The 26,662-nt window shown below is 68.4% G+C and carries 20 protein-coding genes and 1 pseudogene; 17 read left to right on the forward strand and 4 right to left on the reverse strand.

The genetic code is table 11. The annotated features are described in order from the left end of the window. Positions 1-391 precede the first annotated feature (391 nt). Positions 392-2,293: a potassium transporter Kup gene (locus EPAKOI_RS06590; protein WP_124684453.1), complete on the forward strand. Its 1,902-nt coding sequence runs from the start codon at positions 392-394 to the stop codon at positions 2,291-2,293. A 248-nt stretch (positions 2,294-2,541) separates the two neighbouring features. Here the strand turns inward: EPAKOI_RS06590 and EPAKOI_RS06595 are convergent, their stop codons facing one another. Beyond that, positions 2,542-4,899, reverse strand: a complete 2,358-nt coding sequence (locus EPAKOI_RS06595) for a Tex family protein (protein ID WP_423193318.1) — start codon at positions 4,897-4,899, stop codon at positions 2,542-2,544. Between the two features lie 210 nt (positions 4,900-5,109). Between EPAKOI_RS06595 and EPAKOI_RS06600 the strand changes: the two genes are divergently transcribed. The 10 genes from EPAKOI_RS06600 to EPAKOI_RS06645 all read left to right on the forward strand — a co-directional run bounded on the left by EPAKOI_RS06600 (position 5,110) and on the right by EPAKOI_RS06645 (position 17,036). Continuing rightward, positions 5,110-5,838 carry a hypothetical protein gene (locus EPAKOI_RS06600; RefSeq protein ID WP_423193319.1) on the forward strand — a complete coding sequence of 243 codons (729 nt, stop codon included), beginning with the start codon at positions 5,110-5,112 and terminating at the stop codon, positions 5,836-5,838. A gap of 55 nt (positions 5,839-5,893) precedes the next feature. Beyond that, positions 5,894-6,097 (forward strand): YdcH family protein, encoded by a 204-nt coding sequence (locus EPAKOI_RS06605; protein ID WP_124684450.1) that lies wholly within the window; start codon positions 5,894-5,896, stop codon positions 6,095-6,097. Positions 6,098-6,315: 218 nt separating this feature from the next. Further along, entirely contained in the window at positions 6,316-8,424 is a 2,109-nt protein-coding gene (locus tag EPAKOI_RS06610; protein ID WP_423193491.1) for an ATP-dependent DNA helicase, read from the forward strand. A 171-nt stretch (positions 8,425-8,595) separates the two neighbouring features. Further along, the gene (locus EPAKOI_RS06615; protein WP_313837836.1) at positions 8,596-9,696 is read left to right on the forward strand and encodes a polysaccharide biosynthesis/export family protein; all 1,101 of its coding nucleotides are present in this window, start codon (positions 8,596-8,598) and stop codon (positions 9,694-9,696) included. Next, positions 9,693-10,139 carry a low molecular weight protein-tyrosine-phosphatase gene (locus tag EPAKOI_RS06620; protein WP_423193320.1) on the forward strand — a complete coding sequence of 149 codons (447 nt, stop codon included), beginning with the start codon at positions 9,693-9,695 and terminating at the stop codon, positions 10,137-10,139. Before EPAKOI_RS06615 ends, EPAKOI_RS06620 begins: the two co-directional genes overlap by 4 nt. Further along, complete coding sequence (locus tag EPAKOI_RS06625; RefSeq protein WP_423193321.1) at positions 10,136-12,340, forward strand: polysaccharide biosynthesis tyrosine autokinase; 2,205 nt, start codon at positions 10,136-10,138, stop codon at positions 12,338-12,340. Before EPAKOI_RS06620 ends, EPAKOI_RS06625 begins: the two co-directional genes overlap by 4 nt. Positions 12,341-12,363: 23 nt before the next feature. Next, a complete protein-coding gene (locus tag EPAKOI_RS06630) occupies positions 12,364-13,485 on the forward strand; it encodes a glycosyltransferase family 4 protein (RefSeq protein ID WP_423193492.1) in 1,122 nt (373 codons plus the stop codon). Beyond that, on the forward strand, positions 13,482-14,693 hold the full coding sequence (locus EPAKOI_RS06635) for a polysaccharide pyruvyl transferase family protein (protein WP_423193322.1): 1,212 nt from the start codon (positions 13,482-13,484) through the stop codon (positions 14,691-14,693). Before EPAKOI_RS06630 ends, EPAKOI_RS06635 begins: the two co-directional genes overlap by 4 nt. Next, positions 14,684-15,973 (forward strand): lipopolysaccharide biosynthesis protein, encoded by a 1,290-nt coding sequence (locus EPAKOI_RS06640; RefSeq protein ID WP_423193323.1) that lies wholly within the window; start codon positions 14,684-14,686, stop codon positions 15,971-15,973. The genes EPAKOI_RS06635 and EPAKOI_RS06640 overlap by 10 nt, the downstream gene beginning before the upstream one ends. A 70-nt stretch (positions 15,974-16,043) precedes the next feature. After that, positions 16,044-17,036 (forward strand): hypothetical protein, encoded by a 993-nt coding sequence (locus tag EPAKOI_RS06645; RefSeq protein ID WP_423193324.1) that lies wholly within the window; start codon positions 16,044-16,046, stop codon positions 17,034-17,036. Here the strand turns inward: EPAKOI_RS06645 and EPAKOI_RS06650 are convergent. Next, positions 17,030-17,626: pseudogene (locus EPAKOI_RS06650) on the reverse strand (sugar transferase); the annotation flags it as partial. The gene EPAKOI_RS06645 and the pseudogene EPAKOI_RS06650 overlap by 7 nt on opposite strands. Before the next feature lie 446 nt (positions 17,627-18,072). Next, positions 18,073-18,903 (reverse strand): outer membrane protein assembly factor BamD, encoded by an 831-nt coding sequence (locus tag EPAKOI_RS06655; protein WP_124684442.1) that lies wholly within the window; start codon positions 18,901-18,903, stop codon positions 18,073-18,075. Between the two features lie 16 nt (positions 18,904-18,919). On the opposite strand from EPAKOI_RS06655, the gene EPAKOI_RS06660 reads away from it, so the two are divergent. Further along, on the forward strand, positions 18,920-20,128 hold the full coding sequence (locus EPAKOI_RS06660; RefSeq protein ID WP_124684441.1) for an RluA family pseudouridine synthase: 1,209 nt from the start codon (positions 18,920-18,922) through the stop codon (positions 20,126-20,128). Next, a complete protein-coding gene (gene pgeF, locus EPAKOI_RS06665) occupies positions 20,112-20,906 on the forward strand; it encodes a peptidoglycan editing factor PgeF (RefSeq protein WP_423193325.1) in 795 nt (264 codons plus the stop codon). The genes EPAKOI_RS06660 and pgeF overlap by 17 nt, the downstream gene beginning before the upstream one ends. Here the strand turns inward: pgeF and EPAKOI_RS06670 are convergent. Continuing rightward, positions 20,903-21,136, reverse strand: coding sequence for a hypothetical protein (locus EPAKOI_RS06670; protein ID WP_124684439.1), 234 nt, complete (start codon positions 21,134-21,136; stop codon positions 20,903-20,905). The genes pgeF and EPAKOI_RS06670 overlap by 4 nt on opposite strands. Before the next feature lie 317 nt (positions 21,137-21,453). Here EPAKOI_RS06670 and phaC point away from each other — a divergent pair, with 317 nt between their 5' ends. The 4 genes from phaC to phaR all read left to right on the forward strand — a co-directional run bounded on the left by phaC (position 21,454) and on the right by phaR (position 26,454). After that, the gene (gene phaC, locus EPAKOI_RS06675; RefSeq protein ID WP_423193326.1) at positions 21,454-23,385 is read left to right on the forward strand and encodes a class I poly(R)-hydroxyalkanoic acid synthase; all 1,932 of its coding nucleotides are present in this window, start codon (positions 21,454-21,456) and stop codon (positions 23,383-23,385) included. Positions 23,386-23,460: 75 nt separating this feature from the next. After that, on the forward strand, positions 23,461-24,639 hold the full coding sequence (locus EPAKOI_RS06680; protein WP_423193327.1) for an acetyl-CoA C-acetyltransferase: 1,179 nt from the start codon (positions 23,461-23,463) through the stop codon (positions 24,637-24,639). Between the two features lie 111 nt (positions 24,640-24,750). Beyond that, on the forward strand, positions 24,751-25,491 hold the full coding sequence (locus tag EPAKOI_RS06685) for a 3-ketoacyl-ACP reductase (RefSeq protein WP_124684436.1): 741 nt from the start codon (positions 24,751-24,753) through the stop codon (positions 25,489-25,491). A 411-nt stretch (positions 25,492-25,902) separates the two neighbouring features. Beyond that, positions 25,903-26,454 carry a polyhydroxyalkanoate synthesis repressor PhaR gene (gene phaR / locus EPAKOI_RS06690; RefSeq protein WP_124684435.1) on the forward strand — a complete coding sequence of 184 codons (552 nt, stop codon included), beginning with the start codon at positions 25,903-25,905 and terminating at the stop codon, positions 26,452-26,454. Positions 26,455-26,662 lie beyond the last annotated feature (208 nt).

Consider the following 26,662-nt stretch of genomic DNA (forward strand, 5'->3'; position numbering starts at 1 on the left):
GCGGGCCAGGATTCTGACGGGCGTTTCATCAGGTTGCGCCGGCGCCACTTCTGTCGCCGATTCGCAACGTCCCGCCCGGCGCCCGTGGCCCGCGCGCCGCGCAGGCCGGGCTTGACCATCTCCGCCTTCTTTCCCATGCTTGATCGGTCGTGCCGGTGGACACCGGCATCTTCCACAGTGGTCGTCGCACGACTCTTCATCTAGAATGCGCGCGTTTGTGCAATGCAATAGAAACTGAGAAGGCCAACACGCCCCACCGGGGACCGGAGCCGCTAGCGTGAGAGAAGATGTGCCTGGAGATTCACTTTGGAGGGACTGCGCCGTGGTGTCACGCCCGCGCAGCCAGAGTCGGGCACGTAGAGGCGCGAGCCGGTTCACCTGACCCAAATCCATGACCCAATCCGCAACCACCAGCCATTATTTCGTCGAAAGCCCGAGCACCCGTGCGCTCGTGATCGGCGCGATCGGCGTCGTCTTTGGCGACATCGGCACCAGCCCCCTGTACGCGCTCAAGGAGTGTTTCAGCAAGGACCACGGCATCCCGTTCAGCCACGAGGCCGTGCTCGGCATCATCTCGCTGCTGTTCTGGGCGATGATCGTCGTGGTGTCGATCAAGTACGTGCTGTTCGTCATGCGGGCCGACAACAACGGCGAAGGCGGCGTGCTGGCGCTGATGGCGCTGGCGCTGCGCACGGCGGCGCCCCGGTCGCGCATGGCCAAGCTGATCATGATGTCGGCCATCTTCGGCGCCTGCATGTTCTATGGCGACGCGGTGATCACGCCGGCCATCTCGGTGCTGTCGGCCGTGGAAGGGCTGGAGATTGCCGCGCCGGGGCTGTCGCATTTCGTGATCCCGATCACGCTGTCCATCCTCTGCGTGCTGTTCTTTATCCAGCGCCACGGCACCAGCGCGGTGGGCAAGCTGTTCGGCCCGATCATGGTGGCGTGGTTCCTGGCGCTGGGCGGGCTGGGCGTCTACAACCTGATCCAGTCGCCGTACATCCTGGCCGCCATCAACCCGTGGTTCGGCATTTCGTTCCTGCTGGAGCACTCGCTGCAGGCGTTCATCGTGCTGGGCAGCGTGTTCCTGGTGCTGACCGGCGCCGAGGCGCTGTACATCGACATGGGCCACTTCGGCGCCAAGCCCATCCGCTACGGCTGGTTCGTGATGGTCATGCCGTGCCTGATGCTGAACTACTTCGGCCAGGGCGCGATGCTGCTGAGCAACCCGCAGGCCATCGAGAACCCGTTCTTCCTGATGGTGCCGGACCTGTTGCAGTTGCCGATGGTGCTGCTGGCCACGGCGGCCACCGTGATTGCGTCGCAGGCGGTCATCTCGGGCGCGTTCTCGCTGACCAGCCAGGCCATCCAGCTCGGCTTCCTGCCGCGCATGCGGATCCAGTACACGTCGGCGGCGGAAATCGGCCAGATCTACCTGCCGGTGATCAACTGGGCGCTGCTGGTGCTGGTGTTTGCGGTGGTGCTGTCGTTCCGCAAGTCCGAGAACCTGGCCGCCGCCTACGGCATCGCCGTGACCACGACGATGCTGATCACGACGTTCCTGGCCGTGATCGTCATGCGCCGGTTCTGGAAGTGGAACCGCGTGCTGGTGACCGTGCTCGGCGCGTCGTTCCTGATCGTCGACCTGTCGTTCTTCTCGGCCAACCTGCTCAAGGTGGCCGAGGGCGGCTGGTTCCCGCTGCTGATGGGCAGCACGGCGTTCTTCCTGCTGATGACGTGGCACAGCGGCCGCAAGCTGCTGCGCGCGCGCAGCCTGGAGGACGGCATTCCGCTGGAGCCGTTCATCGCCGGCCTGCTGGCCCACCCGCCGCACCGCGTGGAAGGTACGGCCGTGTTCCTGACGGGCAGCACCGAGTCCGTGCCGGTGTCGCTGTTGCACAACCTGAAACACAACCGCGTGCTGCACGAGCGCGTGGTGTTCCTGAGCTTTGTCACGCGCGACATTCCCTACGTGGACGACGACCACCGCCTGACCTGCAAGGACCTGGGCGGCGGCGTATTCATCCTGGCCTCGGAGTACGGCTTCAAGGAGACCCCGGACGTGAACCGCGTGCTCGACCTGGCCCAGCGCAAGCTCGACATGCACTTCGAGCTGATGGAGACGTCGTTCTTCATCGCCCGCGAGACCGTCATCCCGTCCAAGCTGCCCGGCATGTCGATGTGGCGCGAGCGCCTGTTCGCGTGGATGCATCAGAACGGCGCCAAGCCGTCGGACTTCTTCTCGATCCCGGCCAACCGGGTGGTGGAACTGGGCACCAAGGTCGAGATTTGAGAATTGAGAACTTGGCGGTTGCCAGGAAAAACGCCCCGCGGATGCGGGGCGTTTTTGTTTGGGGGGGGCGGGCTTGAGCTGCCTCGGGGTTTTCTCCCCTCTCCCGCCTGCGGGAGAGGGGCCGGGGGTGAGGGCGTTGCGGTGCAAATTGCGACCTGTCTCGGCTTGGACCGCCGGCCCTCACCCCCAACCCCTCTCCCGCGCGCGGGAGAGGGGAGCCCGAAATGCCAGCGCGCGGGGGATTCCGCTCAGCGCTTCAGCTTCGCGAACGCGGCGGCCATCGCGCCCTGTGTATCCGGCTGGCGCTGGCCGCCGCCGAAGCCGCGGTTGCCGCCGCCGCGCGGGGCGCGGTCGTTGCTGCGGTCGCCGCCGCCCGTGCGGGGGGCTTGCTGGCCCGGCTCGTCGTCCAGGCGCATGGTCAGGCCGATGCGGTTGCGCTTGACGTCCACCTCCATGACCTTGACCTTGACGATCTGGCCGGCCTTGACCACCTCGTGGGCGTCCTTGACGAACTTGGTCGACAGCGCCGAGATGTGGACCAGCCCGTCCTGGTGCACGCCGATGTCCACGAACGCGCCAAACGCCGCCACGTTCGTGACCACGCCTTCGAGGATCATGCCCGGCTGCAGGTCCTTCACGTCCTCCACGCCTTCCTGGAAGGTCGCGGTCTTGAACTCGGGGCGCGGGTCGCGGCCCGGCTTTTCCAGTTCGGTCAGGATGTCGCGCACGGTCGGCAGGCCGAACTTGTCGTCGGCGAACTGCTGCGGCGACAGGCCGCGCAGCGCGTCGCGGTTGCCCATCACATCGGGCAGGCCCTTCTTGATGTGGTCCAGGATCTTCTGCACCACCGGATACGCCTCCGGGTGCACCGACGAGCGGTCCAGCGGGTTGTCGCCGGTGTTGATCCGCAGGAAGCCGGCGGCCTGCTCGAACGTCTTGTCGCCCAGGCGCGGCACCTTTTTCAGCGCGTCGCGGTTCGGAAAGGCGCCGTTGGCATCGCGGAAATCGACGATATTGCGCGCCAGCACCGCGTTCAGGCCCGACACCCGCGCCAGCAGCGGGGCCGACGCCGTGTTGACGTCCACGCCCACCGCGTTCACGCAGTCCTCGACCACGGCGTCCAGCGCGCGGGCCAGCTCGCGCTGGTTCACGTCGTGCTGGTACTGGCCCACGCCAATCGACTTCGGATCGATCTTGACCAGCTCGGCCAGCGGGTCCTGCAGGCGGCGGGCGATGGACACCGCGCCGCGTAGCGAAACGTCCAGATCAGGGAATTCCTTGGCGGCCAGCTCGGACGCCGAATAGACCGACGCGCCGGCCTCGCTGACCACGATCTTGGTCAGCTTCAGCTCCGGGGCGGCCTTCATCAGGTCCTGCACAAGCTTGTCGGTCTCGCGGCTGGCGGTGCCGTTGCCGATGGAGCACAGCGCCACGTTGTGCTGCCTGGCCAGGCGCGCCAGCGTGGCCAGCGAGCCGTTCCAGTCGCGGCGCGGCTCGTGCGGGTAGATCGTGGCCGTTTCCAGCAGCTTGCCGGTGTGGTCCACCACGGCCACCTTGCAGCCGGTGCGGATGCCCGGGTCGATGCCCATCACGGACTTGGGGCCGGCCGGCGCGGCCAGCAGCAGTTCGTGCAGGTTGCGGCCGAACACCTTGATCGCCTCGCCCTCGGCCGTCTCGCGCAACTGCGTCAGCAGTTCGGTTTCCAGGTGCGGCTGCACCTTGACGCGCCAGCACCAGCGGCAGACGTCGCCCAGCCACTTGTCGGCCGGGCGGTTGCGGTTCTCGATGCCGACATGGCGCGCGATCATCGTCTCGCACGGGTGCGGCACCATCGCGTCCTGCTCCTCGCCCAGGCCCAGCTTGACCAGCAGCACGCCGGCGTTGCGGCCCCGGAACAGCGCCAGCGCGCGGTGCGACGGCACCGTGCGGATGGTTTCGCTGTACTGGTAGTAGTCGCGGAATTTCTCTTCCTCGGCCGTCTCCTTGCCCTCCATGACCGACGACGTCACCACGCCGTTCTGCCACAGGTGGTCGCGCAGCTTGCCCAGCAGTTCGGCCGTCTCGCCGAACTGTTCGGACAGGATGTCGCGCGCGCCGTCGAGCGCGGCCTTGACGTCGGGCACGCCGCCATCGGCGGTGGGATTGCCGTTGACGTACTTGGCGGCCTCGGCCTGCGGGTCGAGCGTCGGGTCGGCCAGCAGCGCCTGGGCCAGCGGCTCCAGCCCGCACTCGCGCGCGATCTGGGCGCGCGTGCGGCGCTTGGGCTTGTAGGGCAGGTACAGGTCTTCCAGCGTCTGCTTGGTCTCGGCGGCCTCGATGGCCGCGCGCAGCGCGTCGGTGAGCTTGCCCTGTTCCTCGATCGAGGCCAGGATGGTCGCGCGGCGGTCTTCCATGTCGCGCAGGTACAGCAGGCGCTCTTCGAGGTTGCGAAGCTGCGTGTCGTCCAGGTTGCCGGTCACTTCCTTGCGGTAGCGGGCGATGAAGGGCACCGTGGCGCCTTCGTCCAGCAGGCCGACGGCGGCCGCCACCTGGCGGGGTTGCACGGACAGTTCGGCCGCGATCAGCGACACAATCTTTTGCAGGACGGAAGCAGGCAGATTGGACATCGAGAATACGTGTCAGTCGAAAGCGGGGCATTGTGCCACAAGCGCCGGGCCGCTCCGGTGACGGGAAGACACCTTTTCCCCCGTCTTTTCGGCGCCCGCCGGCGACGGCGCCCGGGCGCCACGCGCGGCGCCGTGGCGATGGGTCCCGGATGCTAGAATCGCGGCATGATCGTCAAGCCCCTTCCGGCCGTCATGGCTCGCCTGGTTTACATGACTTCCTCCCCGGTTTTCCCGCTCGCACTGGCCGCCTGCCTGCTGGCCGCCCCCCTGGGCGCCGCCCATGCGCAGGCGTCCGCGCCCGCCGCGACGGCCGCGCTGCCCGCGGACCCCGGCAAGCCCCGCGACTTCGACGCCGAACGCAAGGCCATCGGCGATTCGCGCGCGTGGACCAACTACCGCTTCTCGCTGGCCGAGCGCGAGTGCTACGGCAAGTTCCTGGTCAACCGCTGCATCGAGCAGGCCAAGGAAGTCCAGCGCGCGGAACTGCACGTGCTGCGCGAGCGCGACCTGGAGGTGGGCGACGCCGAGCGCGCCTACAACGCCGCCCGGCGCGACCGCGAGCAGGCCATCCGCCGCGCCGAGTACGAAGCGGCCCAGCCGGGCCGCGCGGCCAACGAGCAGGCCAGCCGCGAGGCGTTCGACCGCAAGCAGCAGGAACAGGCGCTGCGCGACGCGCAGACCGGCCAGCAGGCGCCCCAGCGGGCCGCCAACGCCGAGGCGTACCAGAAGAAGCAGGACGATTTCAACACGCGCATGACCGAGGCGCAGCAGAAGGGCGCCGAGCAGGCCCGCCAGCGGCAGGAGAACGTGCAGTCCTACCAGCAGAAGCAGGCCGACGCCGTGCGCCGCCAGAAAGAACTGGACGAGCGGCGCGCCAAGGCCGAGGAAAAGAAGAAGCAGGGCAGCCAGGGCTCCACGCCCAGCCCGTTCGGCTTCTGATTCGTGTGGCACGGCCGGGCGGCTGGCCGCCAGCGGCCGCCAGGGAGCATCGACCATGGATGAAAACCTCAATACGCTGGAGCGGCAGATCATCGAGTTGCAGATCGAGCATCGAGACCTCGACGACATGATCGACCGCCTGTCCGCCGACCCGACCCACGACGAACTGCAACTGCGCCGGCTCAAGAAGCGCCGCCTGAAGCTCAAGGATGCAATCACGCTGTTGCAACTGCATCTGGAGCCCGACGTTCCCGCCTGACACCTGGCACCCGCAGCACACACCGCCCCCGGCGCAACGCCCGGCCGGGGCGACACAAGACACTCCCCACCTTGCCAGCTTCCACCGACGACCTCCTGTCCGCCGCCGCCCCGACGCCTGACGCCCACGACCCCGCCGCCGACGGCGCCGCGGGCCCGGCGGCCGACCAGCCTGCCGACCAGCAGACCGACCAGCAGACCGACCAGCACACCGACACGCTGGCCGACGCCCTGGTCGCCGCATCGGCCAGCCAGGCGGCCACGCAGTCCGCGCAGCTTTCGCAGATGTTTGCCGAGACCGGGACGCTGGCCACGGCCATCCCCGGCTACCGGCCGCGGGCGTCGCAGCAGAAGATGGCCGAGGCCGTGGCCGATGCCATCGCGCGCAACGACACGGTCATCGTCGAGGCCGGCACCGGCACCGGCAAGACCTTTGCCTACCTGGTGCCGGCCATGCTCTGGGGCGGCAAGGTCATCCTGTCCACCGGTACCAAGAACCTGCAGGACCAGCTGTTCCAGCGCGATATCCCCACCGTGCGGCACGCGCTGAACGTGCCGGTGTCGGTCTCGCTGCTCAAGGGCCGCGCCAACTACCTGTGCCACTACCACCTGGAGCGCGCGCAGGCCAGCGGCCGGTTGGCGTCGAAGCAGGACGCGGCGTGGCTGCGCGACATCGGGCGCTTTGCCCAGACCACGACCACCGGCGACAAGGCCGAACTGGCCGCCGTGCCCGAGAACGCGCCGGTCTGGCAGATGGTGACGTCCACGCGCGACAACTGCCTGGGCAGCGAATGCCCGCACTACAAGGAATGCTTTGTGATGCGGGCGCGCAAGGAGGCGCAGCAGGCCGACGTGGTGGTGGTCAACCATCACCTGTTCTTTGCCGACGTGGTGCTGCGCGATACCGGCATGGCCGAGTTGCTGCCCGCCGCCAACACCGTGATCTTCGACGAGGCCCACCAGCTGCCCGAGACCGCCACGCTGTTCTTCGGCGAGACGCTGTCCACCAGCCAGTTGCTGGAACTGGCGCGCGACACGGTGGCCGAGGGGTTGTCCCACGCGCGCGATGCCGTGGACTGGGTGGCGCTGGGCGCCCCGCTGGAACGCGCGGCGCGCGACCTGCGGCTGGCGTTTGGCCGGGACAACGTGCGCATGGCGATGGGCCAGATCGACGCCGATCCGCGTACCGCCGAGCCGTTCTACGAGACGCTCGACGCGCTGGAAGAGGCGCTGGCGGGCTTTGTGGAGGCGCTGGCGTCGCAGGCCGAGCGGGCCGAGACGCTGGAGCAGTGCCATCGGCGCGCCGTAGAACTGTCCGAGCGGCTGGAAGCCTGGCGCGACGACCGCACCGGCCCGCCGCCCGCCCCGGCCGCCCCGGCGGAAGGCGAGACGCCCGCCGCCACCGACGACGTCGCACCGGCGGCCGAACCGGCCCATCTAGGGCCCGATACCGTGCGCTGGGTGGAAGTCTTCTCGCACACGGTGCAGCTGCACCGCACGCCGCTGTCGATCGCGCCGATCTTCACGCGCCAGCGCGAGGGCCAGCCGCGCGCCTGGGTCTTCACATCGGCCACGCTGTCGGTCAAGGGCAATTTCGCGCACTACGCGGCGCAGCTCGGACTGCCGAAGGAACAGTCGCTGACGCTGCCGAGCCCGTTCGACTACGCCAAGCAGGGCCTGCTCTACGTGCCGCGCGACATGCCGCCGCCCAATTCGCCCCAGTTCACCGAGGCCGTGGTGGAAAAGGCGCTGCCGCTGATCGAGGCGGCCGGCGGGCGGACCTTCCTGCTGTGCACGACGCTGCGCGCGGTGCAGAAGGCGTCGGACATGCTGTACGACCTGTTCGCCGCGCGGGGCATCGACCTGCCGCTGCTGGTGCAGGGCCAGGCCAGCCGCACCGAACTGCTGGACCGCTTCCGCCAGTTGGGCAACGCGGTGCTGGTGGGCAGCCAGAGCTTCTGGGAAGGGGTGGACGTACGCGGCGAGGCGCTGTCGCTGGTCATCATCGACAAGCTGCCGTTCGCGCCGCCCGATGACCCGGTGCTGGCCGCGCGCATGGAGGTGCTGCAGAAAAAGGGGCTGAGCCCGTTCGCGGTGCACCAGTTGCCGCATGCGGTGATCACGCTGAAGCAGGGCGCCGGGCGGCTGATCCGGTCGGAATCGGATCGCGGCGTGCTGACGATCTGCGACACCCGGCTGGTGGAGAAGCCCTACGGGCGCCAGATCTGGCAGAGCCTGCCGCCGTTCACGCGCACCCGCGAGGCCGACACGGTGATCCGCTTCCTCGAAGGGCTGCGCGCGGCGCCGCCGGCGGACGCGCAAGGCTAAGGCGCCTTACCCGCGCCCGCTGCGCAGACGTAGCCAGAACGGTTGGCACCATCGCAAGCCGGCCGTGGAACCGTGGCCCGCCGTCAGGCTGGCCTGCGTTTTCGGATTAATCCTAGAAACTTGCAGCGGGGTTCTCGCTAGTATCGCGCCTTCTGAACGAGGCGGGATTCCATGCGAAGTCAAATCACGATGGCGCTTTTGCTGGCCGGCACCCTGCTTGCTGGCTGCGCATGGGCGCCCGGGATGCGGGTCGACCGCGATGCGCCGGCGGCGAGCGCCCCGGACGGCGTGACGCCGATTTCGTGGGACCTGGTCAACGCGCTGAGATCGACGCGCAGCACCCAGGACATCGACGACCTGCTGGGCGCGGTGCAGCCCTACCGTATCGGACCCGCCGATATCCTGTCCATCGTCGTGTGGGACCATCCCGAGCTGGTCTTTCCGAGCCAGACCTACACCGTTGGCATCGGCTACGAAATTCCCGGCTATAGCGGAGCGGCCAGCGTGCCCGGCTACGTCGTCAGCCATCACGGCGACATCCAGTTTCCCTACGCGGGGGTGGTGAAAGTGGCCGGCCTTACGGTCGACCAGGTGCGCACGCGCCTGACCCGTGCGCTGGCCGGCGTGGTGCGCCAGCCCCAGGTCACGGTGCGGGTGCTGGCGTACCGCAGCCAGCGGATTTACCTGGACGGCGAGGTCAGGCTGCCGGGGCCGCAATACGTGGACGACGTGCCGATGACCCTGATCGAGGCGCTAGGCCGGGCCGGCGGTGTCAACGTCAATACCGGCGACAGCAGCCGGATCCGGATTTCCCGCAAGGCGCGGAGCTGGGTTGTTGACCTGCCGGCACTGCTGCGCGCCGGGCGCAATCCCGCAGACATCCAGTTGCGCAGCGGCGACATCGTGCGCGTGGAACAGCGCGAGGACGGCAAGGTATTCGTGCTGGGCGAGGTCAACAAGCCCGTCGCGGTGCTGCCGCGCAACGGCCGCCTGACGCTTAACGAAGCGCTCGGCGAAGCGGGCGGCGTGAATCCGCAGACCAGCGACCCGCGGCAGATCTACGTGGTGCGCAGGCACGACTCGGGCCGCCCCGAAGTGTTCCACCTGGACGCCGCCTCCCCGGTGGCGATGGCGCTGGCCGAAGGGTTCCCGCTGCAGCCGCGCGACGTGGTCTACGTCGACGCCGGAGACATCACGCGCTGGGCGCGGGTCGTGAACCAGTTGATTCCGAGCGCCCAGTACGTCAACTCCACCGCCAACGTCCTGAAATGATCGTCCTTGTCGTGTGCGTGGGCAATCTCTGCCGGAGTCCGATGGCACAGGCGCTGCTGCGTCAGGCATTGCCCGATCTCACCGTGTGGTCGGCCGGGCTGGCGGCGCCGGTGGGTGCGCCGGCCGATCCCCGCGCCTGTGCGGTGGCGGCCGATGCCGGCCTCGACCTGACCGGCCATCGCGCCGCGCAACTGACCGGGGTGCGGATCAGCGCGGCGAACCTGGTCCTGGTGATGGACGAGGCGCAAAAGTCCGCGCTGCAACTGCGCTACCCCATGCACTCGGGGCGGGTGTTCCGCCTGGGCGATCGCACGGTGGGCGACGTGGCGGACCCGCGCGGGCGGTCGCGGACGGCTTTCGAGCATGCATTTGCGTGCCTGGGCGAGGGCGTGCGGGACTGGGCGCCGCGCATCCGGGCGCTACAGCGGCAGGACGTGCGATGACGCTGCCACCGCTCAAGTCCTCCACTGCCCGGACCGACGTGACGATTGGGCGCCTGGTTGCGGCGCTATCGCACTATCGGCGGTTGGCGCTCGGCATCGCCATGGCCTTCGCGCTGGCTGGCATGGCCTACGTCCTGTTGGCGCGGCCCGTCTACCAGGCCGACATGATGATCCAGCTGGACGACGCGGCCACGTCGTCGTCGACATGGAGCCTGCTGGGCGATGCGGCGTCCCTGTTCGACATGAAGTCGTCGCCGGCGGCCGAAACGCAGATCATCGGCTCCCGGCTCGTCGTGGAGCGGGCGGTGGACAAGCTGCGCCTGCATATTGGCATCGAGCCGGCCGCCAGCGGCTGGCTGGCGCGCTGGCGCGCCGCGCCGGGACCCGTGCCGGAGGTGGTGCGTTTCGATGTCCCGGCCGGCCTGGAGGGCGAGCCGTTTGTGCTGACCATGGAAAGCGAAGGCTGGCGGCTTGAGGGGCCGGGGCTCGACGTGCCGATGCGGGTCCGCGCGGGCATCGAGCAGGTGCGGTCCACGGCCGTGGGTGACTTCCGGGTACAGGTGGCGGCTTGCGCGTGCCAGCCGGATGCCCGGTTCGAACTGGTACGCCATTCCTGGCGGAAGACCGTGGCCGACGTGCGCGGGCGGCTGGTCGTTCAGGAGAAGGCTCGCCAGTCTGGCGTGCTGATCGTCACGCTGGCCGGGCATGATCCCGAGCGTCTGCGGGCGCTGGTGCGAGAGATCGGGGACCAGTATGTGCGGCAGAACGTCGAACGCAAGTCGGCGGAGGCGGCGCAGTCACTGGTGTTCCTCGAACGGCAGTTGCCAAGCCTCAAGCAAGAGTTGGAGGTGGCCCAGGATCGTTACACGTCGATGACGGCGCGGCACGGCGTGGTGGACCTGAACGAGGAGGCGAGGCTCGCCCTCAAGGCCGCGTCCGACGCCGGCACGCAGCGACTCTGGCTCACCCAGAAGCGGCAGGAACTGGTGACACGCTTTACCGAAGCCCATCCGGGCGTGATGGCCATCGATCGCCAGCTCGACGTGGTCAGGCAGAAGCAGCAGGACATGGAAAAGGTGATGCGCGGCCTGCCGGCGCTGCAGCGGCAGACCGCGCAACTGGCACTCGATGTTCGGATCGCCACCGAGCGCTACACGTCGCTGCTGGGCAGCGCGCAGCAACTGGCGCTGATGAAGGCGGGGCGCGTGGCCAGTGCACGGGTGGTGGATCCGGCCGAGGTGGCCGAGGACCCCGTGGCGCCGAATCGCCTGATGGTGCTGGTCGCGGCCATGCTTGCGGGCATCGTTGCAGGGGCCGGCGCAGCATTCGCCGCCGACTGGATGGCCAGCGCCGTCAGCGAGCCTGACGAGATCGAGCATATTCTGGGTGTACCGGTGCTGGGGGTGGTGCCGCGCTCGGCCCGGCAGGCGGATCTGGATGCGGCGCGGCAGCGCCCCGACGAGCGTCTGTTGTGCGGTGTGGCGAAATCCGATCCGGCCATCGAAAGCCTGCGCAGCCTGCTGACGGCGCTGCAGCTTTCCAGCTTGAGCCGTGAGCGCAACGTGCTGCTGGTGACGGGCAGCGAGCCCGCTGCCGGCAAGACGTTCGTCAGCGCCAATCTGGCAGCCGTGCTGGCTGCGGCCGGGCAGAAGGTGTTGCTGATCGATGGCGATATGCGCCGCGGCACCCTGCACTGGATGTTCGGGCGCGGCGCCGCCCCGGGCCTGTCCGAAGTGCTCGCCCATGCAGCCGACTGGCAGCAGGTGGTGCAGCGGGAGCTGGCCAGTGGCCTGGACCTGATCAGTTGCGGCGATCCGCAGCCCCATGTTGGCGATATGCTCGCCCGCGCGGACCTCGACACCCTGCTCGGCGAAGCGCGCCAGCGCTACGACGTCGTGCTGATCGACACACCCCCCGCACTGGCCGCCGCCGACGCGGCCCGGCTGGCGCGGCATGCCGACCTGGTGCTGCTGGTGGCCCGGGCGGGCCATTCGCGGCTGGCCGACCTGACCGCGGCGTGCAAGCAGTTGCGCCAGTGCGGCGCGGCCGTGGGTGGCGTGGTCCTGAACGATCTGGTGCCTCGCCTGGGCTGCTACGGCTATCCCTATGCTGGCTACGGCGGGTATGGCGCGGATATGCCGGGGCGCACGCGGCCACGCGGCTTCAGCTTCCGGCGACGGCGCGACGGGGGCGTGGCATGAGCCCCGGATCGCCCTTGAACGTGATGATCGTGGCCGAGGCGGCGGCGGGCGGCGTTGCAACGCATCTTGCGGACCTTGTGCGCGGGCTCGCGGCGCTGGGCGAACACGTGCACCTGGCGGTGCCGGCCGGTGACAGGCTGGACCCGGCCGTCATCGACGCGTCGGTGCGGCATTGCTGTGCCAGTGTGACCTGCCTGCCGATGCCGCGACGTATCGGCTGGCGCGACGTGCCGGCCTGGTGGAATCTGTCCCGCCTGCTGGCCCGCGTGCGGCCCGACATCGTGCACAGTCATAGTTCCAAGGCGGGCGTGCTGGCCCGGGCCTGCCGGGGGCCATGGCGCCAGGTGTACACGCCGCATGCGCTGTACACGCTCAATCCGTCGTTATCCAGGCTTCAGCGCCGGGTGTTCGGCGGCGTGGAAGCATTGCTCGGCCGCCACCGTACCGATCGCCTGATTGCCGTATCGCAGACCGAGGCACGGCATGCGCAAGAGTCGCTGGGTATTCCGTCGTCCCGCATCGTGACGATTCCCAACGGCGTGCAGCCGGTCTGCCTGCTGGGGCGCGATGCGGCACGGGCCGCACTGGGCCTGCACCCTACGCGGTTCATGGTCGGCTTTGTCGGCCGGTTTGCGCATCAAAAGGGACTGGATCGGCTGGTGCGGGTGGCCGAACTGCTTCAGGCCGATGTCGGCGGCGCGCTGGAGTTCGCCCTGATCGGGACCGGCGATCTCCAGGCGGCGGCCGGGCGGCCGGTTGAGCGCCTGCCAGCCAATGTGCGGGTGATCGGCAGGGTCGACCATGCGCGGAAGTACCTGTCTGCATTCGACGTGCTGCTGGTGCCCAGCCGCTACGAGGGATTTCCTTATGTCTATCTGGAAGCGATGGCGGCCGGGCTGCCAATTGTGACGGCGCGCGTGGCCGGGGCCAGCGAACTGGTCGATGCCGAGCAGATCGGCCTTGTCGTGGTGAATCAGGACGACCCCCAGGCCATGGCCGGGGCGGTGCGCACGCTGTACGCCAACGCGGCGCTGCGCGGGCGCTTGGCGAGCCGTTGCGCGGCCGCGCTGGGCCGCTACACCGCGCAGGCCATGGTCGCGCGCACTGCCGCGGTTTATCGCCAGCTTGTCGAGGAGCGTACATGACGATGGCGCGCATCTGCCGCGTGGCGCTGCTCCACGCCTACAGCCGGCGCAATGCCGGAGACGGCCTGCTGGTGGACCTGTCTGTCCGCATGATCCGTGAGGCGCTGGGACAGCACTGCCAGATCACGCTCGTCGCATCGGACCCCGCTTCATTCGGGGACATGGATCATGTCCTGCCCGCCCCGGTGATTGCCCGGCAAGGCTGGCATCGCGTCTGGGCGTGCGGACTGGCGCTGGTCGCCATACCAACCGCCGAGACGCGGCGCCTTGCCCGGGTGCTGGATTCGGCCGACGTGATCGTGGGCGTGGGCGGTGGCTATCTGCGCGCACGCAATACCTGGCAGGCGCTCAAACTGCAGGCCGGCCATCTGGTGCAGCTGCGCGCGGCGGTAGCGTCCGGGCGCCCGGCCATCTACCTGCCGCAGAGCATCGGGCCTGTCGTGGCTGGGCCGGGCGGCGCGTCGTCCAGTCTGGGCGATGGCTTGGCAAGGCAACTGGGGACGCTGGCGCGTGTCTATGTCCGCGATCACCGGTCGCTGGCGTGGCTCGATGGCCGCGCCAACGTGCGGCGGGCCCCCGATCTGGCCGTGCTGGAGTTGGGCCATCGGCTGGGCGGGGCAGTGGCGTCCGCCGAGGCAGCCCAAAGCCGCCAGCATCCCGTCCGCAACGTCTGCATGGTGCTGCGTGAAGCGCCGGCCTGGCATCCCGATCGGCGCGAGCATTACAGGCTGATGCTGCACCGGCTGATCGAGCGGCTGCGGGGCGAATGTCGGGTATCGTTCGCCGTGCAGAGCGCGGTGCGCGGCAATGACGATACGGCGTTCTATCGCGCGCTTGGCTTGACGCCGCACGGGTTGCTGCGGGACGTGCTGCGCGACGATCGCCCGGACGCAGTGGTGTCGGTGCGGCTGCATGGCGCGCTGGAATCGGTCCTGGCCGGTGTGCCGGCCTACCATCTGAGCTACGAGCGCAAGGGCTTCGGCGCGTACGAGGACCTGGGGCTGACGGACTGGGTCAGCAACGCCGCCGATTTCCAGGCGTCCGACGTGCTCGACACCGTGCTTGCGCCGGGAGCGGTGGTGTCGTTCCACGCCGGCCTGCAGGCGCGCGCCGCCACGCTACGGGCGCAGCGGCAGGAGATCGTCGCCACGCTGCGTGGCACGTGGCCATATGGCCCAGCCAGTCCGATGGATGTCCGATGCTGTTGAGACTGGCGTTGCGCGCGTTGTCGCTGGGCGCCAAGTTCGCCCTCACGCTGGCGATTGCGCGGGAGCTGGGGTATGCAGCGATGGCGCAGTACGGCATGGCCGTGGCGGCGGCGGTGATCGGCACCAAGATGCTGGGGCTGGGTTTTTCCGCTGAATGCAACCGACGGCTGGCCAGCATCCCGGCGGCAGCGCTCGGGGACATCGGACGGCTCGCCGGTGTCCATGCGGCCTGCTACGGCCTGCTGGCGGCAGGGGGCACGCTGCTCTGGCGGTTTGGCGGGGTAGCGCCGCCGGACCATTTCACGGCGCCTGTAGCGGTGGTAATCGCGGTGCTGGTCATGGTGGAGCACCAGGCCTTCGAGGTAAGCGGCTACCTGTTCGCGTTGCATCAAACTCGCGCGGCGTCGTGGCTGATGTTCGCGCGTAACGGGCTGTGGGCGCTGCTTGCCATCGCCGGACTGGCCAGCGGTGTCATCGGCAGCATGCTGGCCGTGCTGATGCTGTGGATCTGCGGCGATGTGCTGGTCATTGCCATCGGGTGGTACCTGATCCTGGGCCTGCGGGGGCGCTCATCCGCGCCGGTCCAGCCGCGTCGCCTGCCAGAGGCCCGGCCGGCGGGGAGGCTGCTGGACGTCTGGCGCGCGGGGGCCGCCATCTATCTGGCTGCGATCCTGCTTGCTGGCTTGCAGTATGCGGAGCGCTTTCTCGGGGCCGCGCTGCTGCCTGCCGAGGAACTCGGGCGCTATGTGTTCCTCTGGGCCATCGCCAACGCCGTGCAGACGCTCGCGCACGCGGCCATTGCCACCACAGCCGGGCCCGTGCTGGCGCGTGCCGCGCATCAGGGGGGATCGGGGGTCCGGAAGCTGCTCGGGCGGCAACTGGCATGGACGCTGGCTGCTACGCTGACGATGGCGGGCGCGCTCTGGCTGGCGTGCGATGCCATCCTGATGATGGCGGGCAAGGCAGCCAGCCAGGACGACGGGCTGATCTTCGGCATCTTGCTCGTGTCGTTTGTCCTGCGTTCGGTCGCCGATATCGCATGGGCGGCAGCCATCGCGCTGGAACTGCGGGGCATCACGCTGCTCGGCATGACGCTGGTGGCGCTGGCCGGAGTGCCGCTGGCATGGATGGCGGTGCACACCGCCGGGGTGACTGGCGCCGCACTGGCGCATGGCACTGTCAGCCTTGCCGTGGCAGGCTGGCTCGGCGTGACCCTGTACCGCCGGCTGGCGGGGATTGGCCTGGCGCGGCCGGCTGCGGCTGACAGGGGTGTGTCTTGACGGCAACGCGGGCGGCCGGGGATCCGGCATGCTGAGGGCCGGACCATGGCTGAGCCCTGGCGTCCGGCGTGTGATTGCCGGTGGCGCCGCGCTGCTGTACGGGCTGGTGTACCTCAATGCGGCACGGCTGCTGCCCGCTGCCATCTTTCGGGATGCGCAGAAAATCCAGGACCAGATGCTCGGCGCCGACACCTACGCGGGCAGTTCCTTTGACGCGGTGGGCCGGCTGTTCGCGGCGATGGGGCCTGCGCTGGACGGACTGGTGATGGGCGCCGGCGCGTGGTTCCTCTGGTCGATGCTGATCCGCGCCGAGCGGCTGGGGTTGTTGGCCGGGGCCATCGTACTGGCGGCGCCGTGCGTTGTCTTCAATCTGTTCGTTGCCACGAAGGACACGCTGGTGGTGGTGATGGCGCTCGTCATCGCCGCGGCGGCCGGCCGCGACGACCGTCCGTTGCGCGGCTGGGTGGCCATGCTCGCGTTGTACCTGGTCTACGCCGTCACGCTGCGCGCGTACTTCGCGCTGATCGCGGGACTGGCGCTTGGGCTGTATCTGCTCTGCCGTGTGGGCTGGCGCTGGCGGATCGTGATCGTGGCCGCGCTGTCGCTGGGCATGGCGTGGCTACCGTCCGCAGTGTTCGTTGCGCTCCAGCAGCCCCGGGACCTGGCGGTCGACTATCTGGTCTCCCAGTCGCCCTACGGCGCGCGTACCAGTTTCTACAATCTGTTTGCTCCCACGAGCCTGGCGGCATTCGTCGGCAACTACTTGTATGCCATGGCGCGGCTGAACCTGGCCCTGCTCTGGAGCCCTGGCATCAAGGAATTGGCGATGCAGGGCTGGGTACTGCTGGCGGTAGTGCCACCGGGGATGCGCCTGATGCGGGGCATGCTGTCGGTGCGGCCTACGCGGGCCGTGCCGGCGTACCTGGTGGCGGCACACATTGCCGTGTCCATGCTGTTCGAGCCAGACCTCGGCAGCTACATGCGGCATCTGTCGAGCGTCGCGCTGCTGTCCATGCGGCTGCTGACGGCTGGCCCAGGGCAGGGCCGGCCTCCCAGTCAATAGGCGCCCCGTCCGCCCAGCACGACGCCAACCGTCCGGAACAGGATGCGGAGATCGCCCGCCAGCGACCAGTTCTTGACGTAGCTGACGTCCAGCAGCACGCGGCGCTCGTACGACGTCTCGCTGCGGCCGCTGACTTGCCATAGTCCGGTGATACCGGGGAGCACGCGCAGGTAGTAGCGGGCCGCTTCGCCGTATTGCCCGAGCTCCTTCTCGACGAGTGGCCGTGGGCCAACCAGGCTCATGTCGCCCAGGAGCACGTTCCAGAGCTGGGGCAGTTCGTCCAGGCTCGTACGGCGAAGGAAGCGTCCCAGCCGGGTCACGCGCACGTCGTTCCGCAGTTTGAAGTCCTGCTCCCATTCGGCGCGCGCCTTGGGGTCCGACGCAAGCAGGTCATTCAGCACCTTGTCGGCGTCGCGGACCATCGAACGGAATTTCAGGCACCTGAACGTTCGCCCATGCATGCCGACGCGCGGGTGGCTAAAGAAGCAGGGGCCGCCATCGCGTTTGATCAGCAGCGCAAGCAGCGCCAGTAGGGGGGAAAGTGCCAAAAGTAGTGTGGTGGCAATGACGATATCGAGCGTACGCTTGACGCGCCATTGAACCCGGCATTTCCGTGCGGGCATCGACGAGACTCCATACAGTAGGGTGGCGGGCCGGCAGGCGTGCGCCGTGGCCGCCTGCCGTCGTATGGGGGCGCGCGGAATGGTCAGCCGGGCCATGCGTGGCGCGAGGCGCTCGCGTTGCCTGTCGGCTTCTTTCCGTCAACTGGCAAGAATCATAGTCAGTGTCATTTATCGACACCCTAGTATTTATTCGACTCTTGGTCAGTTGCCGCTTTGCCAGCCTTGCCGCGGTTGCCGGACGTGAAGGGGTTGCTGACGATGCAGGAAAAGGGGGCTGGCGGGCAGGGCGCGCGGGGTGGTGGCGCGGCGTGGGGCTCGAATGCCTGGCCAGGCATTCCGCAGGGACAAAAAAAAGGCCGAGGCCCGTTTCCGGGGCTCGGCCTTTTCCGTTGCCGGGGTGGCAGGTCAGTCGGTCAGAACACTTCCCACCAGGACTTGTCCTTGCGGCGCTGGCCGTACTTGATGAAGTCGCTGTTCGGGTAGTTGCGCTCCATCACGCGGGCGGCGTCGTCGCGCAGGTCCTTCATGCCCAGCGCGTCGTAGGACCGGACCATGATGTAGAGCGCTTCCTCGTTGGCCGGCGCGCCGTCATAGTCCTTGAGCGCCTGCTGGGCCCGGTTCACGGCCGCCAGGTAGGCGCCGCGGCGGTAGTAGTAGCGGGCGGCGTGGACTTCGTGCTGGGCCAGCGAGTTGACGATGTACTGCATGCGCAGCGTGGCGTCGGGCGCGTACTTGCTGTCCGGATAGCGCGTGATCAGCGTCTGGAACGCGTCGTAGGCGGCACGCGCGGCCTTCGGGTCGCGCTCGCTCAGGTCCTGGCCCGAGAAGCGGCCCAGCCAGCCCAGGTTGTCGTTGAAGTTGATCAGGCCCTTGAGGTAGTAGGCGTAATCGATGTTCGGGTGGCTCGGGTGGAGCTGGATGAAGCGGTCCACGGCGGCCAGCGCGGCGGCGGTCTCGCCGTCCTTGTAGTTGGCGTAGGCCGTGTCGATCTGGGCCTGCTGCGCGAAGCGGCCGAACGGGTAGCGGCCCTCCAGCTTCTCGTAGAGCTTGACGGCGCGCGTGTAGTCGCCGCCATCCAGGGCATCCTTGGCTTCCGAATATAATTTGTTGGCCGACCAGCCGGCCGTTTCGTCAGGCTGGTCTCCCAGCAGGCCGCATGCAGACAGCATGACGCATCCGCCTGCGAGCAAAACCGCTCCAATTTTCGCGCGCCATTGCGCGCGTTTCATGCTCTGCAATTGCATGGGCAACCTGTTCCGGATGAAAAAAAATAGCGCCAAGCATTATAGCCGAAGCCCCAGCACCGAAAACGGTCTGGAACGCCACCCCGACGCGCCGGAAGTGACCGCCGCGGAATCCGACGACCTGGACGACCAGTTCGACGACGCCGGCGAGTTCAACGACGAGGTGCCCGCCACGGCGCCCGCCGCGCCAGACCTGGTGCCCCTCTACCTGGAAGTCGACAGCGCCGCCCACGGCGAGCGGCTCGACAAATTGCTCGCGCGCCACTTCAGCGAGTTCTCGCGCAGCCGCATCCAGCAATGGATCGAGGACGGGGCCGTGCGCGTGGACGGCGAGCCGAGCCGGGCCAAGGCATCGGTCCAGATGGGCCAGCAGATCGAGATCCACCCGCAGGCCGCGCCCGAGTCGATGGCGTTCACGGCCGAGGACGTGCCGCTGGACGTGGTCTACGAGGACGACGCGCTGCTGGTCATCAACAAGCCCGCCGGGCTGGTGGTGCATCCGGCGGCCGGCAACTGGAGCGGCACCGTGCTCAACGGCCTGCTGCATCGCGACCCGCCCGCCGCGCGCCTGCCGCGCGCCGGCATCGTGCACCGGCTGGACAAGGAAACGTCGGGCCTGATGGTTGTCGCCCGCACGCTGACCGCGCAGACCGACCTCGTGCGGCAGTTGCAGGCGCGCACGGTCAAGCGGACGTACATCGCGCTGGTTTGGGGCGAGACGCCCGACGAGGGCACCATCGACGCCCCCATCGCCCGCGACCCGCGCGAGCGCACGCGCATGGCCATCGTGCATACGAATAGCGGCAAGCCGTCGCGCACCCACTTCGAGACGCTGGGCACGGTGCCGCTGGGCCGTGCCAAGGTGTCGATGGTGATGTGCCAGCTCGAAACGGGCCGCACCCACCAGATCCGCGTGCATTTCGAATCGATCGGCCACCCGCTGGTGGGCGACCCGGTCTACCACAAGGCCACGCAGCGCGGCCAGCGGCCCGCCGTGCGCGTGCCGCTGCCGGTGCCGTTCACGCGCCAGGCGCTGCATGCCTACCGGCTGGGGCTGGTGCACCCGGTGACCGGCCGCAAGAAGTCTTGGGAAGCCGAGCCGCCCGAGGACCTGCAGGCGCTGATCGATGCGCTGGACTTCGAGGGTCAGGCGGACGACGACGCCGATGACGAGCATGACGAGCCCGAGTGGTACGAGGGGGAAGCCGATGACCACGACGACTGACGCGGACTGGATCGTGCCGGACTGGCCCGCGCCGGCGCGCGTGCGGGCGTTGCAGACCACGCGGCGCGGCGGGGTCAGCGTCGGCCCGTACGGGCTGGCTGGCGGCGCGGCCGGCGGGCTGAACCTGGGCACGCATGTCGGCGATGACCCTGCGGCCGTCGCGGCCAATCGCGCCCGGCTGGCCAGCCGGCTGCCGGCCATGCCGCGCTGGCTCGAACAGGTGCATGGCTGCGGGGTGGTGACGGCCGACGATGGCGCCGATGCCGATGTGCCTCGGGCCGACGCGAGCATCGCCACGACGCCGGGGCACGTTTGCGCGATCATGACCGCCGACTGCCTGCCCGTGCTGCTCTGCGACACCGCCGGGACCGTGGTGGGCGCCGCCCACGCGGGCTGGCGCGGGCTCTGCGACGGCGTCATCGAGGCCACGCTGGCGCGCATGGCGGCGCGCGCGGGCGGCCAGGCGCAGTGGCTGGCATGGCTGGGGCCGGCCATCGGGCCGGCATCGTTCGAGGTCGGGGCCGAGGTCCGCGAAGCGTTCCTGCAGCAGGCGCTGCCGGCCGAGCGCGACGCCGTGGCGGCCGCATTCGTGCCGGGCGCGCCGGGCAAGTACCTGGCAGACCTGTACGCGCTGGCGCGGACCCGGCTGGCGCGCGCCGGCTGCCAGCAGGTGTTCGGCGGCGGGACCTGCACGGTCAGCGACGCCGACCGCTTCTATTCGTATCGACGGGACCGCACCACGGGCCGCATGGCCACGCTGGTCTGGCTGGCGGACTAGCCGCCGTTGCGTTCCTCGGCGGGCGGCGGCGACACTCGCGCCGCCTCCGCTTCCGCCGCTTCGCGCGCCTTGCGGCGCCGGCGGCGTCCCGGGGTGCCCATGATGTACAGCACCAGCGACACGGGCGCCAGGCCATAGCCCAGGAAGGTGGCCACGCCGGCGACCACGCTGGTCTCCGTGATGGCCATCATCAGGGCCACGTAGAGCCAGCCAATTGCCACGATATACATCAGACCTTCATCTCTCTCGGGTAGGAATGCGGAGGCCGGGAACCCGCGCCAGGATTACCGTCCGGTAGGTCGGGCTTCACTTCCCGGGGCGCCGTGCCGCAATCCGGAATTCCGCATTGACAGCGTCTACATTGCAAGGCAACAATGCCTCGAAATGTATCGGAACCGGGAAGCTTTCCCAGGGTTTCGCCGGCAAGCATAGCGTAAGAAGCGGGCGGCCTCAGGCGCTCAGCGGACGCAACCCGGATACGGGGCGGGTCGGGAGACAGTTACCCCGAGCCGTCGACCATCACGACTGGCAGAGAGACGATCACATCATGGCGACCGGCAAAGGTGCGGCATCTTCCGGACCGGAAGACAAGTCCCAACCGTTTCAATTTGCGCCGGGGCCATTCGATCCAGCGGCATGGCTGGAATGGTCCCGTCAGTGGGTACCCGAAGCCAACGGCGCCATGCCGGCCGGTTTTCCGGCGGGCCTGGCCAGCGCGTTCCCCGCCGGTTTCCAGGGTGCCATGCCGGGCGGATTTCCAGGCGGCTTTCCTGGTGGATTCCCCGGCGGCGACGCCTTCGCCAAGGCGTTCCAGCAAGCCTTTCCGGCCGGCGGCGTCAACGGTGCCGCGGTCAAGATCGCCCCGGACCAGCTCGCCGCCATCCAGCAGCGCTACATGCAGGACTTTGCCGAACTGTGGCGCGAGATGGGCGAGGGCGCCATGGCCGCCAACGGCACGCCTGCGGGCAATGGCGACGGCGGGGCCGCCAGCCAGCGCCTGTCCGATCGCCGCTTTGCCAGCCCGGCCTGGCGCAACAATGCCCCTTACCGCTACACCGCCGCGTTCTACCTGCTGACCGCCCGCGCGATGACCGAGATGGCCGACGCCGTCGAGGCGGACCCGAAGGTGCGCCAGCGCATCCGCTTTGCCGTGTCGCAGTGGGTCGACGCCATGTCGCCGGCCAACTTCCTCGCGCTGAACCCCGATGCCCAGCAGCGCCTGATCGAGTCGGGCGGCGAATCGCTGCGCAACGGCGTGCGCAACATGCTGGAAGACCTGCAGCGCGGCAAGATCTCGCAGACCGACGAGGCCGCCTTCGAGGTGGGCCGCAACGTTGCCGTGACCGAAGGCGCCGTGGTCTACGAAAACGAATACTTCCAGCTGCTGCAATACCAGCCACTGACCGACAAGGTCTACGCGCGGCCGCTGCTGCTGGTGCCGCCGTGCATCAACAAGTACTACATCCTCGATCTCCAGCCGGAAAGCTCGCTGGTGCGCCATGCCGTGGAGAACGGCCACACCGTGTTCCTGGTGTCGTGGCGCAACCCCGACGCGTCGATGGCCGAGCGTACCTGGGACGACTACATCGAGCACGCGGCTATCCGTGCGATCGAGGTGGCGCGCGACATCAGCGGCCAGGACAAGATCAACGTGCTGGGCTTCTGCGTGGGCGGCACCATCGTCTCCACGGCGCTGGCCGTGCTGGCCGCGCGCGGCGAACAGCCGGCCGCCAGCCTGACGCTGCTGACCACGCTGCTCGATTTCTCGGACACCGGCATCCTCGACGTCTTTGTCGACGAGGCCCACGTGCAGCTGCGCGAAGCCACGCTGGGCGGCGCGGCCGGCGCGCCGTGCGGGCTGCTGCGCGGCGTGGAGCTGGCGAATACGTTCTCGTTCCTGCGGCCCAACGACCTAGTCTGGAACTACGTGGTCGACAACTACCTCAAGGGCAACACGCCGGTGCCGTTCGACCTGCTGTTCTGGAACGGCGACGCCACCAACCTGCCGGGGCCGTGGTACTGCTGGTACCTGCGCCACACGTACCTGCAGGACGAACTGAAGGTGCCCGGCAAGCTGACCGTCTGCAACGCGCCGGTGGACCTGGGCGCCATCGACGTGCCGACCTATATCTACGGGTCGCGCGAGGACCACATCGTGCCGTGGGCGTCGGCATACGCATCCACCGCGCTGCTGAACAACAAGCTGCGCTTCGTGCTGGGCGCGTCCGGGCACATTGCCGGCGTGATCAATCCGCCGGCCAAGAAGAAGCGCAGCCACTGGACCAACGACGCGCTGCCCGCCACCGCGCAGGAATGGCTGGCCGGCGCGCAGGAGCATCCGGGTAGCTGGTGGCCCGACTGGATGGCCTGGCTGGGCAAGCAGGCGGGGCAGAAACGCGCCGCGGCGGCGTCGCTGGGCAACGCCCATTACCCGGTCATCGAACCCGCGCCGGGACGCTACGTCAAGCAGCGCGCCTGATTCTCACCTGGGCCGGGCGGCATGTCCGGCCCGCATCGAACCGATCCGCGATCCGATTTCTTGAAAGGACCTCAAATGACCGACATCGTCATTGTTTCCGCAGCCCGCACCGCAGTTGGCAAGTTCGGCGGCTCCCTGGCGAAGATTCCCGCGCCGGAACTGGGCGCCATCGTGATCAAGGCCGCGCTGGAGCGCGCCGGCGTCAAGCCGGACCAGGTGAGCGAAGTGATCATGGGCCAGGTGCTGACGGCCGGCTCGGGCCAGAACCCGGCGCGCCAGGCGTCGCGCAAGGCCGGCCTGCCCGACATGGTGCCGGCCATGACCATCAACAAGGTGTGCGGCTCGGGCCTGAAGGCCGTGATGCTGGCCGCCAATGCCATCCTGGCCGGCGAGGCCGAGATCGTGGTGGCCGGCGGCATGGAGAATATGAGCGCCGCCCCGCACGTGCTGCCGGGCTCGCGCGACGGCTTCCGCATGGGTGACACCAAGCTGGTCGACACGATGATCGTCGACGGCCTGTGGGATGTGTACAACCAGTACCACATGGGCATCACGGCCGAGAACGTCGCCAAGGAATACGGCATCACGCGCGAGGCGCAGGACGAATTCGCCGTCGGTTCGCAGAACAAGGCCGAGGCCGCCCAGAAGGCGGGCAAGTTCGACGAGGAAATCGTGCCGGTGATGATTCCCCAGCGCAAGGGCGACCCGGTGGCGTTCAAGACCGACGAGTTCGTGCGCCACGGCGCCACGCTGGACAGCCTGGCCGGGCTGAAGCCGGCGTTCGACAAGGCCGGCACGGTGACCGCCGCCAACGCGTCGGGCCTGAACGACGGCGCCGCCGCCGTGGTGGTCATGTCGGCCGCCAAGGCCAAGGAACTGGGCCTGACGCCGCTGGCGACGATCAAGGCGTACGCCAACGCCGGCGTGGACCCGGCCGTGATGGGCATGGGCCCGGTGCCGGCCAGCAAGCGCTGCCTGTCGCGCGCGGGCTGGGAGGTCAAGGACCTGGACCTGATGGAGATCAACGAGGCGTTCGCCGCCCAGGCGCTGGCCGTGCATCAGCAGATGGGCTGGGACCAGTCGAAGATCAACGTGAACGGTGGCGCCATCGCCATCGGCCATCCGATCGGTGCATCGGGCTGCCGCATCCTGGTGACCCTGCTGCACGAAATGAAGCGTCGCGACGCGAAGAAGGGCCTGGCCTCGCTGTGCATCGGCGGCGGCATGGGTGTGGCGCTGGCAGTGGAGCGTTGAAGGGCAGTGCATTGAGGGGTGATCCGGCGGCCCGTACCGAGGAAGGCGGCCGCCGCGATCGACAATAACGACCAAGCTTCGATCCCGACGATCGAGCAACCAGGAGTGGATATGACTCAGCGCATTGCATATGTGACCGGCGGCATGGGCGGCATCGGAACCGCGATCTGCCAGCGCCTGGCGAAGGACGGCTTCACGGTGGTGGCGGGCTGCGGCCCGAACTCGCCGCGCCGCGAGAAATGGCTGGAACAGCAGCGCGCGCTTGGCTTCGAGTTCATCGCGTCCGAAGGCAACGTGGCCGACTGGGATTCGACCAAGGCCGCGTTCGACAAGGTCAAGTCCGAGGTCGGCGAGGTGGACGTGCTGATCAACAACGCCGGCATCACGCGCGACGTGGTGTTCCGCAAGATGACCCGCGCCGACTGGGACGCGGTGATCGACACCAACCTGACGTCGCTGTTCAACGTGACCAAGCAGGTCATCGACGGCATGGCCGACCGCGGCTGGGGCCGCATCGTCAATATTTCGTCGGTGAACGGCCAGAAGGGCCAGTTCGGCCAGACCAACTACTCCACGGCCAAGGCCGGCCTGCACGGCTTCACGATGGCGCTGGCGCAGGAGATGGCGACCAAGGGCGTGACCGTCAACACGGTGTCGCCGGGCTATATCGCCACGGACATGGTCAAGTCGATCCGCCAGGACGTGCTGGACAAGATCGTGGCGACGATTCCGGTCAAGCGCCTGGGCGAGCCGGAAGAGATTGCGTCGATCTGCGCCTGGCTGGCGTCGGAGGAGTCGGGTTTTTCGACCGGCGCCGACTTCTCGCTGAACGGCGGCCTGCACATGGGCTGACGCCCGGCGGCGCGGTGCGCAGCGCGGCCGCTTGATGCGCCGCATCCAGCGCACTGCACAAGCCGGGGGCTGCCGTCCCCGGTTGCCGGCCCAACGCCGTCCCGCGCCTGCTGGCGCCGGGCGGCGTTTTTGTTTGAAACGCCGTTTTGCTGCGGGTTTTCCTTAAAGCCGGCCCGCTTTCCATAGTGCTTTCTTGAGCATAGAATCAGGACAATGGCGCAACCGGCACCAAAGTAGAGCGCTTGGCTTAGGGTCTGGTCCGGTTGTATCTTGCGCGGCGCAGGCGCCCGGCACCCCCGGGACGCGGCCCCAATTGCGCACTGCATCGCATGCAGTGCAGCAGCGTTGCCGAGGCGGCGCAGCAGCGGATGCCCCCGCCGGCATCAGCGACGACAAAAGGATAGAGCATCGATGGCCACGACCAAGAAAGGCGCAGAGCGACTGATCAAGAAATATCCCAATCGCCGGCTCTACGATACGCAGACCAGCACCTACATCACGCTCGCGGACGTCAAGCAACTTGTCATGGACACCGAGGACTTCAAGGTCGTCGACGCCAAGTCGGGCGAGGAACTCACGCGCAGCATCCTGCTGCAGATCATCCTGGAAGAGGAAACGGGCGGCGTGCCGATGTTCTCCAGCGCCATGCTGTCGCAGATCATCCGTTTCTACGGCCACGCGATGCAGGGCATGATGGGCACCTACCTGGAAAAGAACATCCAGGCGTTCATCGACATCCAGAACAAGCTGGCCGAGAACTCGAAGGGCCTGTACTCGGGCGAGGCGTTCAGCCCCGACATGTGGTCGCAGTTCATGAACCTGCAGGGCCCGATGATGCAGGGCATGATGAGCAACTACATCGAGCAGAGCAAGAACCTGTTCGTGCAGATGCAGGAACAGATGCAGAACCAGGCCAAGAGCATGTTCGGCACGTTCCCGTTCAACCAGACGGACAAGAAGTAACGCCGCCTGGCGGCCGCCCGAAGGCGGCTAGAAGAAGGGCCCTGCGAGGTTGGCAGGGCTTTTTGCTTGAAGGGATGAATTCCGCCCGGGAGACGGAAGGGGGCGCCCTGGGGGCGCGATTGGGCGCCGGGCACGCCAAGTCGGCCGCATCAGGGTAAAATCTCCGCCTTTCACGGCAAGGACGGCGCCCGGCAGGCTCGCCGCATGC

Source organism: Cupriavidus sp. H18C2, assembly GCF_049393795.1.
Lineage (GTDB): Bacteria > Pseudomonadota > Gammaproteobacteria > Burkholderiales > Burkholderiaceae > Cupriavidus > Cupriavidus pauculus_C.

Bases quoted from the DNA above. Each gene is read 5' to 3' on its own strand.
- EPAKOI_RS06590 (WP_124684453.1), top strand. From the start codon at position 392: ATGACCCAATCCGCAACCACCAGCCATTATTTCGTCGAAAGCCCGAGC.
- EPAKOI_RS06595 (WP_423193318.1), bottom strand. From the start codon at position 4,899: ATGTCCAATCTGCCTGCTTCCGTCCTGCAAAAGATTGTGTCGCTGATC.
- EPAKOI_RS06600 (WP_423193319.1), top strand. From the start codon at position 5,110: ATGACTTCCTCCCCGGTTTTCCCGCTCGCACTGGCCGCCTGCCTGCTG.
- EPAKOI_RS06605 (WP_124684450.1), top strand. From the start codon at position 5,894: ATGGATGAAAACCTCAATACGCTGGAGCGGCAGATCATCGAGTTGCAG.
- EPAKOI_RS06615 (WP_313837836.1), top strand. From the start codon at position 8,596: ATGCGAAGTCAAATCACGATGGCGCTTTTGCTGGCCGGCACCCTGCTT.
- EPAKOI_RS06620 (WP_423193320.1), top strand. From the start codon at position 9,693: ATGATCGTCCTTGTCGTGTGCGTGGGCAATCTCTGCCGGAGTCCGATG.
- EPAKOI_RS06625 (WP_423193321.1), top strand. From the start codon at position 10,136: ATGACGCTGCCACCGCTCAAGTCCTCCACTGCCCGGACCGACGTGACG.
- EPAKOI_RS06630 (WP_423193492.1), top strand. From the start codon at position 12,364: ATGATCGTGGCCGAGGCGGCGGCGGGCGGCGTTGCAACGCATCTTGCG.
- EPAKOI_RS06635 (WP_423193322.1), top strand. From the start codon at position 13,482: ATGACGATGGCGCGCATCTGCCGCGTGGCGCTGCTCCACGCCTACAGC.
- EPAKOI_RS06640 (WP_423193323.1), top strand. From the start codon at position 14,684: ATGCTGTTGAGACTGGCGTTGCGCGCGTTGTCGCTGGGCGCCAAGTTC.
- EPAKOI_RS06655 (WP_124684442.1), bottom strand. From the start codon at position 18,903: ATGCAATTGCAGAGCATGAAACGCGCGCAATGGCGCGCGAAAATTGGA.
- EPAKOI_RS06660 (WP_124684441.1), top strand. From the start codon at position 18,920: ATGAAAAAAAATAGCGCCAAGCATTATAGCCGAAGCCCCAGCACCGAA.
- pgeF (WP_423193325.1), top strand. From the start codon at position 20,112: ATGACCACGACGACTGACGCGGACTGGATCGTGCCGGACTGGCCCGCG.
- EPAKOI_RS06670 (WP_124684439.1), bottom strand. From the start codon at position 21,136: ATGTATATCGTGGCAATTGGCTGGCTCTACGTGGCCCTGATGATGGCC.
- phaC (WP_423193326.1), top strand. From the start codon at position 21,454: ATGGCGACCGGCAAAGGTGCGGCATCTTCCGGACCGGAAGACAAGTCC.
- EPAKOI_RS06680 (WP_423193327.1), top strand. From the start codon at position 23,461: ATGACCGACATCGTCATTGTTTCCGCAGCCCGCACCGCAGTTGGCAAG.
- EPAKOI_RS06685 (WP_124684436.1), top strand. From the start codon at position 24,751: ATGACTCAGCGCATTGCATATGTGACCGGCGGCATGGGCGGCATCGGA.
- phaR (WP_124684435.1), top strand. From the start codon at position 25,903: ATGGCCACGACCAAGAAAGGCGCAGAGCGACTGATCAAGAAATATCCC.